A 14,874-nucleotide genomic window follows, 5' to 3' on the forward strand; every position below is an offset into this window, starting at 1 on the left:
TTTCATACCTGTTCTATCTGAACCTCAATTATAGGTCTTTTTAGTAAATATTCCTTTAAGATACTCAATATTGAACTTTCAATCTTATTTTTAATTTTTTTTGTTGGCTGCAAACTAAACAACGACTCAACTTTCTTGACAATTTTCTGTATGGTAGCTGCATCTTCTAGCACTTCAAAAACACCAGGTACAAATACTTTTGGTTTAGCAAGCAATTTATTTTTCTTGTTTACAACTGCTGTTACCACAATAACTCCGGCATCTCTCATTCTTTTACGCATTTTTATAACACTGCTCTCCGGATGACGTAGCAACATACCATCAATACCAAAGTAGTCAACATCAATTGAATCAACCTTTTCTCCGTTCTCCAAATTAACAATATCACCTGGTGCAATCATTATTGCTTTTGCCACACCGCACTCTTTAGCAAATTTTACATGTGCATGCGTGTGAATATATTCGCCGTGAACTGGAATAGACATCTTCGGTTTTATTAAAGAATACATTTCCTTTAGCTCTTCTCTTGTTGGATGCCCAGAAGCATGAACATGCTCTGTTTTTTCAGTAATAACTTCTACCCCCATCTCAATAAAGGCATTGAGCATGTTGTGCGCACGAGTTTCATTTCCAGGAATGATTTTTGACGAAAAGATCATGGTATCACCTTGCTGCATTTTAAATGCTTGATGACTCTTAGCAGCAAGTCTTGCGGTAGCTGCCAGTGGCTCACCTTGACAACCTGTGCAAAGTAGCACCAGTTCTTCCCTTGGAAAATTTACTGCTTCCTTTGCTTCAAGAAACTGAGGAGAATCAGTTAAATAACCACTATCTTGCGCAACTTTCACTATTCTCCATAAAGATCTACCAAGTAAAACTACTTTTCTATTTAGTGCTTTTGCAGCTTGGCTTATCGTTTCAATTCGTGCCACATTTGAAGCGAATAGCGAAACAGCAACTAATTTTTTAGACCGCTTTATTATGTTATAAATATTATTATAAATTTCACCTTCTGACTCAGGGTGATGCTTGCTTAATATATTGGTTGAATCGCAAATTGCTGCAAGCAGGTCACCTTTATCGCCAATTTCTTTTAGACGCTCCATATTAGAAGTTAATCCAACAACAGGTTTTGGATCAAATTTCCAGTCTCCGGTATGGAGTGCACTACCCATTTCAGTGCTAATTAATATTGAATTTGCCTCAGGAATTGAATGAGTTACATTTATAAACTCGACGGTAAAAGGACCCAAATTTATGCTGCCATTTATGTCTACCTCTTTCACAGGCACTATACCTTCCAATCGAAATTCTTTTAGTTTCTCTTTAAGAAAATTAACCGTAAACTTTGTTGTATATATGGAGCACTGCAACTCTTCCCACAAGTGGGGCACTGCACCGCAGTGGTCCTCATGTGCATGTGTAATTATTATTCCAAGTAAATCTTTTTTTCTTTGAGCAATAAAATCTATATCAGCAATGAGCAGCTCAACACCTGGCATAGTTTCATCTGCAAAACCAACACCAAGGTCGATCATAATCCACTTACCTTGGTAATGATATAGGCTAACATTCATCCCGATTCTTCCTACTCCCCCAAGCGGAAGAAATAAAAACTCATTTTTGTTTATATTCATTAAATTTAAATTATTAAAACCTGAGAATAGCAAAACTTCGACCTTAAATAAAGAAATTTATTGCTTTTACATAGTTTTAAGGAACTAAGAAGTTTCTGTTGGCTAATAATAACACTATTGTTAAGTTTTCCATTAATAAGGTCAAAGAATTGCAGGATTAAATGAAAACCCGTAAACAGTTACCCCTTTATGTCATTTAGCAGATTTCTTATTTTTTTTTTACTTTACTAAAAAACCCTTCAGATTGCTGTTGTACACTTGCATTTTCCTCTTCTTCAAGCGCTTTTAATAGTTCAATTTGCTTTTTAGTTAAATTTTTTGGATTTAAAGTCTCAACTATTACCTGTACGTATAAATCACCACGAGCATGTGAGTTCATATATGGCATACCCTTTTCCCTACAACGTAGTTTGGTACCAGTTTGAGTGCCTTCAGGGACCTTTACTTTTATTTTAGCTCCATCAATTGATTGAATATCGATTTCACCACCAAGCACTGCTAGTGTCATTCTTATAGGCACTTTACAGTGTAAATCTGCTTTATTTCTAGCAAAGATTTTATGGAAAATTATTTTCACGTATACGTATAAATCTCCACTTTTTCCACCTTTTGTTCCAGCTTCTCCTTTACCACTTATCCTTACCTTAGCTCCTTCTTCTATGCCTTTTGGAATTGAAACGGATATATTTACTTCATCTCTTCTACGTCCACTTCCACCACATTTCTTACATTTGTTTTGTATTATTTCTCCTTCCCCATAGCATGTAGTACATGTTCTTTCGATGGTAAAAAAGCCTTGTTGAGTTCTAATCCTACCGCTTCCCTGGCATGTGTGGCACTGAACTGGTTTAATTGCTCCTTCGCCACCTGTGCCTTGGCATGTATCACATTTTACATTTGTCACATAATGTATAGGCGCTTGTATTCCTTTAAATGCATCTTCTAAGGTAATTTCAAGATCATAACGTAGGTCTGCTCCAGATACTCCTGTTGTACTTCTTTTTGCTCTCGATCTACTTGCACCACCACCGAATCCTCCACCAAAGAAGTCATTGAATATGTCGCTAAAATCTCCTGCAGAGCTAAAGCCTTGAAATCCACCAGAAGCACCTTCGTGGCCATAACGGTCATAGCCTGCTCTTTTCTCAGAGTCAGACAGAACTTCATATGCAGCTGTTACTTCTTTAAATTTTTCCTCTGCTTCTTGATTGCCAGGATTTCTATCAGGATGATATTTTAACGCTAATTTTTTATACGCTTTTTTTATCTCATCAATACTGGCATTTCTGCCTACTTCCAGCAGATCATAGTAGTCTTTTTTGCTCATATATAATAGTTTAGTGCTTAACCTTTAAAGATAGGTATTACATATATTAATTTCAAGTGTGACTTCTGCTTCCTATAAAATGTGGTGCACCCTGAGCGACTTGAACGCCCGACCTTTTGATCCGTAGTCAAATGCTCTAATCCAACTGAGCTAAGGGTGCTTTCATAAAGTTAACTTTAGCAGATTTTGTGGCTTGATTCAATTAATTTGGCTAAAAATAAAACTATTGATTTCTATCATACGTGAACCCCTCACAATTCTCAAACTGCCGTTTCGCATTAGAATTATCAAATTCACTACAAGGAGGAGCAGTTGGAGTAGTATTAGGATCTTGAGAAAAGTAAGGAGGTGGTGCATCATAACGAGAAGAATCTCCATAACCATGCCCTTGTCTAAGACAGCTATCTACCGCTCCTTTAGCTTTCTCGATATTTTCTGATTCTTCCTCATGCTTCATATGAAAAGCTAAACCACCAGCAAAACATACGAGAGAATTAACGCCAAGGATAGCTAAACCCCACACTGGTAAGACTGGGTAAACAGCACAAGCTACCAAAGCTGCCAAAGAAACAACGCCAACCGCAAATTCTATATTTCTGAACGTTTTAAATTTACTATCCAGGTAATCTATTTTTTCTTCTTTTCTAGCCACTTTTCTGCTGCTGTTATACCAAAAACACATACCAGCATGGAAAGCAACACACACAACTGCAGCTACTATACCCAAAGCTAATAGCTTTCTACTGTCTTCTGATTCTTTTTTATTCTCTTTTCTCCCTTGATGAGTGGTATTACCATTGTTAATATTCGTTATATTATTAACCGTAGTGTGACCACGTCCACCGAATAAAGAATCCATCCAGCATTGTAATAGCAAATAATCGCAAAAGTCTAAACCTCTATTGTGTACATGTATATGTGTAATCTGAGAGCCTGTAGGTTGTGCGTTATTCCCTGCGTTATATTGATCATTTCTGCTTCCTGTATCGTGCCTATTGCTTGAATTTGGATGTGTAAATTCTTCATACACATTTTTAAAATTCTCCTTGCTCCAAGTTAAATTCGGTGTATTATTACAATACTGTAGAAACCCTTCAATATTATTATTATTACCTAATTTCTTTATATAGGCTAACGCATACCTTTTTAAAACACTATCACTTGCTACCATAAATACCCTCTTAAGTTAAGATTAAATTAATAAATATTTATTATAACAAGATAACATCTACTTGTCAACTTGAGCCTGATTCAAGTATCCGTTCAGAGTGTGGCAGAAGAACTTATTCAAATAAAGTAGGTGGTAAAATATAAACATTTTATAAAGTGAAAAATGGACTTTTCAGACCACTGCCGAGCTAAAAAAGCCCTGAAAAACGTGATACTTAGGCCACTTCTTGCTTAAGCTGTACAATTTCAGCTTGAGAAAGGCCAGTGGATTCAGCTATTAAATTAACAGATACACCAGCTTTAAGTAAATTTTTTGCAACTTCGATTTTTCCTTTCTCTATACCTTCCTCAAGTTTGTATTCAAGAATGGCTTCTTCTTTCCGCAGATCCATTATTCTTTCTTCATATGCTACTAAATCTTTTTCATTCCAGCTAAACCTGTCTAATTCATCGTAGGCTAACTTTATTATTGGTGCTTTTTCTGCTATCAACTATGTTTTTTAAAAATTTTTTTATTTGTGTAATTTTGCAAATTATATGGGCAATAAAAACCCGTTTGTCATAGAAATAGAATTTTATATCAAACAGCTACCACAGCAATTTCTGCTTAAGCTAATGAATATGTGCTTTAAGTCTGTGTGGACGCACATATTCATTAGCCAATTTCAGTTACCGTTGTGAAGATTTTTAAGTATGCAAATTAATTGCTTCTTTAAGTCTTGTATTAGCAATTACTATAATTTTACGCATTAGGGCTGTTATAGCCACCATCTTCTTCTTACCACTTTCAACAAGCTTAGAATAAAAGGCGCCAAGTATAGATTTTGACCTTGTAGCAGCCATAGCGGCTGTAAAGAGCTTTGAACGAATGTTACTTCTACCACCTGTAATCCTTCGGTAACCAACAGCTTTACCACTTTCTTTTGGATGCGGTGCAACTCCGGCAAGACTTGCTACTTCTTTTCTATTTAAGTAACCAAGCTCTGGCATTAAACACAAAAAATCTTGTGATAACTTTTTACCTATTCCAGGAACTGTTTTAAGAATTTTTTGGCGTTGTTGTAATTCGCGGCTTTCATCAATAATCTTTTGTATAGTATCATTGAGTTCGTTTATTTGACTATCGAAAAACTCAATGGTCTTTTGACAGCTTTCTTTTATATGATCATTTTCCGGTGCTTCAAGTCTGCATTTTTCTTGAGTTCTCATTTGCGTAATATCATCACGACGTTGACAAAGTGCAGCCAAAGTTGATTGTTCTGTAGAGGTAGGTACAAATAGAGAGATAGTTCTATGGCGTTCAAATCCATATTGAGCAAGAGCTCTTGCATCTGATCTATCAGACTTTGCTAAAGTTCCGTGAGATAAAATAAAGCTTTTTACTTTACGAGTATTAGCTCGATGCACGGCAATATTTTTGTCGGTAAGAAAATGTGATAAGCCAAGCTCATATTTCCCTGTATTTTCTAAAGTCACTAAAGCATTAGGTAGAATATCTGAAAACTCTTGAAATAATTGTTGCCAACCAGAAGCATTATTATCAAATTCGACAGCATTCTTCTGTTTGTGAATTGCAACGACATTTTTAAATTTTCCGATGTCAATGCCAATAAAATTTTGATAAGATGTAACCATAATAAACCTCGATAGTTTTAGTTAATTTAAGTGTATTAAATAAGACTTGACCTGACACTTTAAAAAAGTAAGTTAAAAATAATAAAAATAAAGGAGTGTTAGATATGAGTACAATACAGACAAAAATATTAAAACCAAAGCTAGGATTATTAGAACTAGCAAAACAACTAGGAAATGTGTCTCAAGCATGCAAAGTGATGGGATACTCAAGAGATACATTTTATCGCTTTAAGGAGTTATATGAAAATGGAGGAGAGGAAGCATTACATGAAATAAGTAAGAAAAAACCGCTATTAGCAAACAGAGTTTCCGACGATATAGAAAGAGCAGTGATTAGTATAGCAACAGAATTTCCAGCATATGGGCAAGAAAGAGCTGCAAATGAACTGAGAAAAAGAGGTATAATAATTTCTCAGGGAGGAGTAAGGTCTGTATGGCTAAGAAATGACCTTGAAACTCTCAAAAAGAGACTTAAAGCACTAGAGACAAAAGTAGCTCAAGACGGAATCATTTTAACTGAAGAACAACTTGCAGCTTTAGAAAAAGTGAAAGAACAAAGGGAAGCTCATGGTGAAATTGAGACGCAACATCCAGGTTATTTGGGTTCTCAAGATACCTATTATGTGGGCAATATCAAAGGTATAGGGCGCATTTATCAGCAAACTTTTGTTGATACTTATTCCAGAGTTGCAATGGTTAAACTTTACACGGACAGAACAGCTATTACAGCTGCAGATCTTCTCAACGATAGAGTTATTCCATTTTTTGATGAGCAGAAAATTCCATTATTACGCATTTTAACTGATAGGGGTACGGAGTATTGTGGCAAGCCCGAAAATCACGCTTATCAGCTTTATTTGGGCATAGAAAACATCGATCATTCTAGAACTAAAGCCAACTCTCCACAGACTAATGGCATATGTGAAAGGTTTCATAGAACCATGCAAGATGAGTGTTACAATATCATCTTTAGAAAGAAAATCTACAGTTCTTTGGAAGATCTACAGATTGATGTTGATCATTGGTTGCGTTCTTATAATGAGACAAGACCTCACTCGGGTAAATATTGCTATGGCAAAACGCCTATGCAAACTTTTCTTGATAGCAAATATATTGCTTTTCAGAAAAATATTAGTAGCATTACACAAGAGCCTGATATTAGTTTTGACTACCTCAATTCTTCTGTCAGTTAATTCTTGTCTGTCAGATCAAATCTTGTCTTTTACAATTTAAGATTGTAAACGGGTGCATATATATGTCCCAAGCAACTATTCAAACGTATCGAGAGATAGGGCTAGCGTACCTTGATACCAACGGTTGTAATACCAATTTCCTTTCGGTCGCGCACGCCCGCTATTCCTAGTGAGCAGGGTTATCTTTCTCTCTTATCTCTTTTATATCACGTTTTTAACTTACAATTGCCTTAGGTCTTCATCTGTAGTTTCATCTGCATACTGTTGTCTAAGTGAAGAAGGTCGCCCCTCCTCACTCGACTTCAAAACCGTACGTGAGACTTTGCGCCTCATACGGCTTCTCTCTAATTTGGTGCTTGTCATGCACACCTCCTGTGTAATTCATCGTGACAATGCCCATGTAACAAAGATAAATTTTTGATCATATTGTTTCGTCTATTCCGGTCTTTATGATGTATTTCTATTATATCATCACTTTCAAACCATAGTCTACAATTACCGCATTTACTTTGTTGTAACTTCAATAGTTTTATTACTCTCGATGGCTTATCTGGTATTTCTCTAAGACGATTACCCCAATATACCCAATCACCATCATATGGAGATCTGGTTTTTTGCACTTTGATATGTCGTTTAATAACATGATCGCTGTGTATAATAAGATGTATCTTGTTACTTGTCATAAAACGCCAGTTATCGTTATTATACTTTTTAAAGTATTTTCTTTTTATCCAGCATTTCCCTTTGTTTGGGTGCCTAAAGACTGCCCACTTCCAGAGCTTTCTATGTATAGTATTATCCAATGAGCTAAAGATTTTACATGAAACTACCGAAGAGTAATATTGACTCCATCCTCTGTTTATTGGATTGAGATTCCTTATTATTACTTCCTGTGGCGCCCCACGCATTTCTCTAAGTTTATGTTTAATAGCAAATGTATGCTGCTTTATAGAATTACGACTTGGTTTTATTAATAATGTGTAACCTTTTTTACTTTCTTTTGTTGGATATTGTCTTATTGAAAATCCAAGAAAATCAAATCCTGGTTTTGTTTCGTCAATGGTTCTTAATGTATGAGAAATTCTTGTTTTAGAGGGCTTTAATTTTAGTCCAATGGTTTCTAACCATTCTTCAACTAAAATTTTTGCTTTAAGAATAATCTCTTCGTTTTCATGTATGATGACAAAATCATCACAGTAGAAAATTACACTAATAGACTTTTGCGCGTTTTTATGCGATATCCTACCATATTTTCTTTTCATGCATTGAAAGAGTTCGTTTGTTAATGCTTTTTTGACATGTTGCTCTAATCCGTGTAATGCAACACAAGCTAGCAACGGTGCCTCCTTGAATTGTACCACGTTTTGTGGATTGAAACTTTCCATCTTCCATAACGCCTGCCCTTAACCATCTTCTTATGATTTTCTTTAACGTTGGTGTGGTTTTCAAGCAGTTTATTATGGTTAATATTGTCAAAACATCCAGAAATATCAGCATCTAATACATATGCTGTTTTCTGTTTTAGCACATCAAATATGGCTTCAATTGCATCATGACATGATCTACCAGGTCTAAAACCATAAGTGTTTGGCTCAAGTTTTGCCTCCCATTCTGGTTCTAAAGCCATTTTTACAAGTGTTTGTGATATAGTAGGTATACCAAGCGGGCGATGCTCCGATGGCTTACCAGGTTTTGGGATTCAGACGCGTCTTGATGGCTTTGCTTTTTCTTTTATATCTAAAGAATATGATAGTTGTAATCTTTCTTTTTGATTAAGATTAGCCTTTCCATCAATACCTGCAGTCTTCTTCCCCCTATTGTCCTGTGTTACTTTCCTAACAGCGAGTGTTTTTGCACTTGTTGATTTGAGCAATAATTTTTGAAGATTATGCATCTTTTTGATATCATTACATTTAGAGGCTTGGTAAATTCGTTTTTGTAGCTTAAATGAAGATTTCTTCAGCTTTCGCCAAGGAATTCCATTCCATTCATACCTAGCTTTTTGCTGGTCCATAACATATTCACTACTATTCACCACTTTACCTTCCAAATTAAAGTGTTTACGTCTGCATATCCCAGATATTACTTTGGGCATTAGCTTCTTAAACAATCCTTCCACATAGCAGCTTGTGGTTGGCTACCTACTTATATTTAATGAATATAAGAGCTTTTATGTGGTTACTCCGTTCCATAGCTTCGTTTCACGTTAAACTTAGATTCCTACTATTTGCCGGAAGCTGGGAACATCAATAACTAAAGTCTTCAATCTTTAGTTCCCCTTTTGCTTCGTACCATTTTGGTCTATGCGTAGTTCAACCTCTTTTCGCATACTATGCTTTGACGACAATTCAAACATAGGTTCCTCTCGTAATCATATCTAACTCTGTTTGCAGGGATTCACCATGAGGTTTAGTGTTACCTGCTTTTATCTCATGCTTGCATCCCAAAGGTTGCCATCCTTTGAAATGTGAGACATACATTATCCCCGATGTCTAGGGAAGATGGAATTTAACCATCACAAAACCACGGCTTTCCGGGTCGCACTGAAGAAAAATAACCAACGATCCACTATGCTTTCTAGCTGTTCTTCCTTATTCTTAGGAAATTTAGGTAGTTCAATAAATACAAATTGAAAATCTTTTAAGTCATGCTCATTGGTTTTCTCATCTCTTATAGTGTGGCTGGATATATAATCAAGCTTATCAGGAAATAAATTACAATTAGAGATAGCAATAAAGAAAACCTTCTTTAAATCAATGTACTTACCAGATTTATCAGCTTGCCTTGAGTAAGCCTTAGCAGCATATAGTTGAGCTCGTTTCTCAAAACCTTTATCACGAGCAAACTGGTCAGGTAAGGAAGCAGTATTACTACTACTCCCTCCCTTAGAAACCTTACTATTACCCACAAATATGAGGTTCATGAGCAAGTCTCCATCCTTCTGCTAGATCAAAGAGACGTCTCCACCCTTTCCAAAGAGTAATTGGTCCTGGTTTTGGGTCGCTTTTTCTTGCTAAATGACCTCCAAGTTCACGAAACGGCTTCTTTTATAGTAGGGGCTATATTTGGACATGGTTTCCTGTGTATTTTAACATATAAAACTTTCCATTCTTCCTCAGCTAATAAGGCAGTACATAGTAATGTTGGGTTAGTTCTTGCAATTGATGTAATAAAGAAAATTCTCCAAGCAATAATGCTCATGACTGTTAAATACCTCATTAATCTTTCTGCTGTTCCAAGTCTACATTCCTCAACTTTGAGACCAGATTTTAAAATCTTATGCAATATCTCTATTTTCCATCTCAAACAATACCAACTAACTTTTTCAACAGCTTCTTCAAAAGTACTGACCGGAAAAAAGCATCCACTCTAGAGGACTTGCTTCGGGAGGAGAGTTTTTTTCAACAACATGAATTGCGTGAAGTTGTAGACTCTGTCGGTTTATATTTTATGTGACCTTCTTTACATTTTATATGGCCTTCATGTGATAAATTTTCCGAATCTAATTTCTAAAAACGCTGTCCTTTTTTGCTTGTTATCTCTAGCAGGGATTTCAACTTCTACTTTTCCAGCGCAAGGGAGGCCTTGGATAAATGACCATAATTTTTGCTTGTTCCTGGTATGCATGAATTTTTTATTTACATTTCTGTTGTGGCGAGCTCTTACTAAAATTGCTGAGTTAAGATTATGTGCAAGTTCAAAAAAATCATGCATATCTGCTTCTCTGTCACATACAGTTATAGCTTCGGTTTGGGCCAGATCTATAATATTATTTGTTTTCTTTAAACTTTCTAGCCATTTCATACTTTCTTTATCCTCAATATGAACGTTGTTACGATGGCTCTTTAGTCTTTTTTCTTCTTCAGAAATGAGTTGCCTCGAGTAAATCTTTTGATCCAGTATTCCCAGCTTCCGTACTAACAGCAAGGGCTGTATGCATTACTGCTCCTTTTCCAGCAATAGTTCCCAATCCGCTTATGGCTTGAGTATGAAATATAAGTTGTATCTTGAATCACAAGAATTCTTTTATGAGCTTTTGTTCTTTCAACTGTTTTATCAATGTGTGAAGCTAGAATATCGACTTCTTTTACGTTCTCATTTTGAAAAAAACGTTATGCTGCTTTTGCTTCTGACCAACTTCCGCATGCCTCATTAATTGAGCTTTCAGGTAAACTTATCAAACTATCAGCAATCTTTACTAATCGGTCAGTTAATCTTTTATCTCCAAGTACAGCATCTCCAAATTCATTTTTAGCCCATTCATTACTCTCGTTTGCCATTTTTATACCCTCAATATTTGCAAACTTTAATATTGTAATACTTTATTTATAAGTACATTTATATTTGTGGGTAATAGTAAGATTTGATATGCTGCCAACACTTATGTTCAAATTAAAAATGTCATTTATGATACTAGCCACTTCACGCTTTGAGTTTTTGTAAAATCCGCTGAGTGCTGCAATTATAGACTTAACCCTTGGACCAAATGTATCTGGCGTAACACCTTCTGGTAACTTGCTACTTTTTCTTTTTCTGCATCTCCAACAACGACCATGTTCCAATTACTACATAAGGCCTAATTTCCGGAAGATCAACTTTTTGGTGAACATAAGGTTTTTCGCATATTACAAGCTCTCCTCCGCATTCGCAAATATTAGGCAACTCTATTTTTACTACTTTATCCGCTTCCATTGTGGCATGAAAATTTCCTTTATGCCCAACCTGATCGCCAACATTCCTTTCGCTTTTTGGCTTGTCCTTTTTTGTTTTGTACAATTCTTTAGAGCTCGGTAGAGATGAATTTTTCGAGTTTAAACCAAGCCTTTCCTTTAATTCAGCGTTCTCTATCTTTAAAGCTTTATTTTCTGCTTTTAAGTTTTCTATCTCTGCTTTCAGTTTTTCTATTTTTTGCTGTAAATTTTTGCAAAGTTCTAAAAGGTTTACCACATTACCTCACTTTTGCTCTATGATTATCTTTATTATCTTGCTTTGTCTACCTTATTCTACCACTCCGCTGAACGGATACAATTTACTAAACAGAAAAAAAGGCAAAAGAAACCCTAGGGTAGCTAGTTATTCACTATCCATTTTTTAAGTTGGCGTTTTTTAATGTTTTAAATAGCGCGTTTCAGCTTGTGTAGGTAAAAACCTAGAAATATTGTGAAGACATAAGGTGCACATAGTGCAAAAAATTAAAAATAAGACGCCAACTACGTTGTTTTCTTGCTGTTTAATCTGCACAGATGAAGATAACTGAATACCTTCAGTTTCATGATAAGGGGGCTGGCGAAGGGTGTCAAGCAAGTTTTTTCGTTTCTATTTCCAATAAAAGTTTGTTATATGGTTATGCAAGAAGTCTATTATAAATGAAATGAATGTGAAAAATATCTTGTTAGCACTTTTAGTACAAATGATATTCAGTTTGCCGCTATTTGCAGCTGATCCTGTTTTGCTCAACTGCATTAAAACTCCGGAAATATATGACCTTGATGCAAGGCCAAAAAATTTTAGCTCTTCAAACAATTTAAGAAGGAAACCTGGTTCTCCAAATAGTGCAATAGGGGAATTAATACACATAGTGGGTAGAATTACTGATATAAACTGCTTACCAATACAAAATGCTGTAGTTTCTATATGGCACGCGAATTCACGCGGCGTGAACCATTACGATAAGAATATAGAGGATGATCTGAATTTTGCTGGATCAGGAAGGTTTGTAGTGAATAATCTTGGCTATTATAATTTTATTACGATAGCACCTGGTAAAATTGGTGATAGAGCTCCACATATCAACTTTCTAGTTCAACATCCGGATTTTCCAGAATTCACAACGCAAATGTTTTTTGCTGACCATAATTGCGATAATTGCGCTGATCCTGTTCTTGAAGATTTTGTTAGTAATGGGCTTGCAAGCCTTCTCATAACACCATTTACTTACAGTGATCAGGTCATAAAAACCTATACGTTTAACATTACCTTGGGCGGATATAATAAGTTCTCTAATAAAAGATAAAAAACCTTGCATGTAAGGGAGTCCATAGTAAACTTAAGTGTTATTGTACTTAGGATGTATATGAAAAATATCTTACTGATGTTTTTGCTATGTTTTATGTACAGTTTACAATTATTTGCAACGGAGATACCAGCAATGAAAATAACAATTTCTAAAATTTCGCCCGATTTTAAAACAATAGTAATGGGTTTATTTGAAGACAACGAAACCGTAAATGATGGCGGAGTTTTGCAAGGAAAACAGGTCATAGATAATATAAAGCAATTTAGCGATTTCAATGGAAGTTTTGGTGAATTTTTCTCTACTGCTTTGCCAGAAGAAAAAAATGTTATAGTTGTTGGACTGGGTAAGAAGGATGAATGGAATGAAAATAAAGAATTAAATATTGGTGGTAAAATATATTGTGAGCTAAGCAGATTAAAAATTAAAAAAGCAGCGGTTTTAATCGAAGGTAGTGCAGCAAATGTTGCATATGGTGCGTTTCTGCGTAGTTTTAAGTTTGATAAGTATAAAACTAAAAAGGATGAGAAAATTACAGAGGTAGAGGAGATTACCGTATTAGTAAAAGATGAACAATTAAGTAATGCTGAAAGATCATTTGAGCACTTAAGGCAAGAAGGTGAGAGTATATTCCTTGCGCGCTCTTTTATAACAGAGCCTCCTAACATTCTATATCCAGAATCCTATGCTGATCATATAAAAAAAGAACTTACTAAGCTTGGCCTTGAAATCGAGGTGCTTGATAAAAAGCAGATGGAAGAGAAAAAAATGGGAGCCTTGCTTGGAGTTGCACAAGGAAGTAGTAAAGAACCAAAATTAGTAGTGATAAAATGGAATGGAGCTTCTAAAGAACAAAAGCCTATAGCTTTTGTTGGTAAAGGTATAACGTTTGACACTGGTGGAGTATCACTCAAACCTTCACGTGGTATGGAGTCAATGAAATATGACATGGCAGGCTCTGCTACTGTGGTTGGGGTGATGCATGCTTTAGCAGGACGAAAAGCAAAAGTAAATGCGATCGGTGTGGTCGCACTTGCAGAAAATGCAGTGGGTGGTAATGCTCAAAGACCAAGTGATGTAGTAACTTCAATGTCTGGACAAACAATAGAAGTGTTGAACACCGATGCAGAAGGAAGGCTCATACTTGCAGATGCTTTATGGTATACGCAAGATAGATTCTCACCAAAATTTATGATTGATCTTGCAACTTTAACTGGTGCTATAGTGGTTGCACTTGGAAATAACGAATATGCTGGTCTTTTTTCAAATAATGATGAATTAGCAAACCGTCTGATTGATGCAGGAAATGAAGTAAATGAGAAGTTATGGCGTTTTCCTATGAATGAAACTTATGACAAAATTATTGATTCACCGATTGCTGATGTTCAAAACATCGCTCCTGCAGGCTCTGGTGGAGATAGCATAATGGCTGCACAGTTTTTACAGCGTTTTGTGAATGAAACTTGCTGGGCACATTTAGATATCGCAGGCACTGCTTGGCACGAGAAAGGTACTGACATTTGTCCAAGAGGAGCAGTAGGTTTTGGTGTAAGGTTACTTAATAAGTTGGTTGAGAAGTACTACGAAGCCAATGATTAAAGGTCTTTATACTGGATTTATGGCTTAGCTACATGAACGTTTATTTTCGAGGCGCAGCAAATGAAAGTAGCTGATACATATTTCTTTTTTTCTGGATTCCAGTGTCAGCTACTTTCATGACACCCTGACAACCGTCATCCCGCTACTTGTTAGCGGCTGAGATACCGCGAATGAATCGCGGTATGACGGTTCGTGGCGGCGTGACGATAAGCTCGTCATCCCGCTGCTTGTTAGCGGGATCTAGAGATACCGCGGCGGTATGACGTAGGACTGCTGTCATCCCAGTGCTCCTTTTTTTGT

At 36.0% G+C, this 14,874-nt stretch carries 11 protein-coding genes, 1 tRNA gene and 4 pseudogenes; 3 read left to right on the forward strand and 13 right to left on the reverse strand.

What is annotated here, in order from left to right:
• Nucleotides 1-2: 2 nt before the first annotated feature.
• The 6 genes and pseudogenes from ACICPZ_RS03350 to ACICPZ_RS03375 form a co-directional block, all read right to left on the reverse strand.
• Nucleotides 3-1,637: a ribonuclease J gene (locus ACICPZ_RS03350; protein WP_012673044.1), complete on the reverse strand. Its 1,635-nt coding sequence runs from the start codon at nucleotides 1,635-1,637 to the stop codon at nucleotides 3-5.
• Nucleotides 1,638-1,845: 208 nt separating this feature from the next.
• Entirely contained in the window at nucleotides 1,846-2,964 is a 1,119-nt protein-coding gene (dnaJ, locus tag ACICPZ_RS03355) for a molecular chaperone DnaJ (RefSeq protein ID WP_012673045.1), read from the reverse strand.
• Nucleotides 2,965-3,046: 82 nt separating this feature from the next.
• Nucleotides 3,047-3,124 (reverse strand) — tRNA-Arg (locus ACICPZ_RS03360).
• A 63-nt stretch (nucleotides 3,125-3,187) separates the two neighbouring features.
• Nucleotides 3,188-4,135, reverse strand: coding sequence for a hypothetical protein (locus tag ACICPZ_RS03365; RefSeq protein ID WP_264373788.1), 948 nt, complete (start codon nucleotides 4,133-4,135; stop codon nucleotides 3,188-3,190).
• A gap of 214 nt (nucleotides 4,136-4,349) precedes the next feature.
• Nucleotides 4,350-4,622: pseudogene (locus tag ACICPZ_RS03370) on the reverse strand (hypothetical protein); the annotation flags it as partial.
• Nucleotides 4,623-4,821: 199 nt separating this feature from the next.
• Nucleotides 4,822-5,769 (reverse strand): IS110 family transposase, encoded by a 948-nt coding sequence (locus ACICPZ_RS03375; protein WP_395462140.1) that lies wholly within the window; start codon nucleotides 5,767-5,769, stop codon nucleotides 4,822-4,824.
• A 104-nt stretch (nucleotides 5,770-5,873) separates the two neighbouring features.
• Between ACICPZ_RS03375 and ACICPZ_RS03380 the strand changes: the two genes are divergently transcribed.
• Nucleotides 5,874-6,962, forward strand: a complete 1,089-nt coding sequence (locus ACICPZ_RS03380; protein ID WP_264373697.1) for an IS481-like element ISWpi2 family transposase — start codon at nucleotides 5,874-5,876, stop codon at nucleotides 6,960-6,962.
• Nucleotides 6,963-7,181: 219 nt separating this feature from the next.
• Here ACICPZ_RS03380 and ACICPZ_RS03385 read toward each other — a convergent pair whose 3' ends face one another.
• The 7 genes and pseudogenes from ACICPZ_RS03385 to ACICPZ_RS03415 all read right to left on the reverse strand — a co-directional run.
• Nucleotides 7,182-7,325, reverse strand: coding sequence for a hypothetical protein (locus ACICPZ_RS03385; protein WP_264329424.1), 144 nt, complete (start codon nucleotides 7,323-7,325; stop codon nucleotides 7,182-7,184).
• The gene (locus ACICPZ_RS03390; RefSeq protein ID WP_264711499.1) at nucleotides 7,322-8,299 is read right to left on the reverse strand and encodes a group II intron maturase-specific domain-containing protein; all 978 of its coding nucleotides are present in this window, start codon (nucleotides 8,297-8,299) and stop codon (nucleotides 7,322-7,324) included. The genes ACICPZ_RS03385 and ACICPZ_RS03390 overlap by 4 nt, the downstream gene beginning before the upstream one ends.
• Entirely contained in the window at nucleotides 8,293-8,661 is a 369-nt protein-coding gene (locus ACICPZ_RS03395) for a reverse transcriptase/maturase family protein (RefSeq protein WP_209473350.1), read from the reverse strand. Before ACICPZ_RS03395 ends, ACICPZ_RS03390 begins: the two co-directional genes overlap by 7 nt.
• Entirely contained in the window at nucleotides 8,662-8,997 is a 336-nt protein-coding gene (locus tag ACICPZ_RS03400) for a reverse transcriptase N-terminal domain-containing protein (RefSeq protein ID WP_209473178.1), read from the reverse strand. It abuts the gene before it with no gap.
• 480 nt (nucleotides 8,998-9,477) lie between these two features.
• Nucleotides 9,478-9,855 (reverse strand): annotated as a pseudogene (locus tag ACICPZ_RS03405) (PD-(D/E)XK nuclease family transposase); the annotation flags it as partial.
• 7 nt (nucleotides 9,856-9,862) lie between these two features.
• A pseudogene (locus ACICPZ_RS03410) lies at nucleotides 9,863-11,242 on the reverse strand (IS4 family transposase).
• 54 nt (nucleotides 11,243-11,296) lie between these two features.
• Nucleotides 11,297-11,909, reverse strand: a pseudogene (locus tag ACICPZ_RS03415) (DUF6444 domain-containing protein); the annotation flags it as partial.
• Nucleotides 11,910-12,333: 424 nt separating this feature from the next.
• Between ACICPZ_RS03415 and ACICPZ_RS03420 the strand changes: the two are divergent.
• Together ACICPZ_RS03420 and ACICPZ_RS03425 are read left to right on the forward strand one after the other, a co-directional pair.
• A complete protein-coding gene (locus ACICPZ_RS03420) occupies nucleotides 12,334-12,975 on the forward strand; it encodes a protocatechuate 3,4-dioxygenase (RefSeq protein WP_010962336.1) in 642 nt (213 codons plus the stop codon).
• Nucleotides 12,976-13,071: 96 nt separating this feature from the next.
• Nucleotides 13,072-14,574: a leucyl aminopeptidase gene (locus tag ACICPZ_RS03425; RefSeq protein ID WP_010962337.1), complete on the forward strand. Its 1,503-nt coding sequence runs from the start codon at nucleotides 13,072-13,074 to the stop codon at nucleotides 14,572-14,574.
• The last annotated feature ends 300 nt before the right edge of the window (nucleotides 14,575-14,874 follow it).

Source organism: Wolbachia endosymbiont (group A) of Melitta haemorrhoidalis, assembly GCF_964273365.1.
Lineage (GTDB): Bacteria > Pseudomonadota > Alphaproteobacteria > Rickettsiales > Anaplasmataceae > Wolbachia > Wolbachia pipientis.

Bases quoted from the DNA above. Each gene is read 5' to 3' on its own strand.
- ACICPZ_RS03425 (WP_010962337.1), top strand. From the start codon at position 13,072: ATGTACAGTTTACAATTATTTGCAACGGAGATACCAGCAATGAAAATA.
- ACICPZ_RS03385 (WP_264329424.1), bottom strand. From the start codon at position 7,325: ATGACAAGCACCAAATTAGAGAGAAGCCGTATGAGGCGCAAAGTCTCA.
- ACICPZ_RS03365 (WP_264373788.1), bottom strand. From the start codon at position 4,135: ATGGTAGCAAGTGATAGTGTTTTAAAAAGGTATGCGTTAGCCTATATA.
- ACICPZ_RS03380 (WP_264373697.1), top strand. From the start codon at position 5,874: ATGAGTACAATACAGACAAAAATATTAAAACCAAAGCTAGGATTATTA.
- dnaJ (WP_012673045.1), bottom strand. From the start codon at position 2,964: ATGAGCAAAAAAGACTACTATGATCTGCTGGAAGTAGGCAGAAATGCC.
- ACICPZ_RS03420 (WP_010962336.1), top strand. From the start codon at position 12,334: ATGAATGTGAAAAATATCTTGTTAGCACTTTTAGTACAAATGATATTC.
- ACICPZ_RS03350 (WP_012673044.1), bottom strand. From the start codon at position 1,637: ATGAATATAAACAAAAATGAGTTTTTATTTCTTCCGCTTGGGGGAGTA.
- ACICPZ_RS03375 (WP_395462140.1), bottom strand. From the start codon at position 5,769: ATGGTTACATCTTATCAAAATTTTATTGGCATTGACATCGGAAAATTT.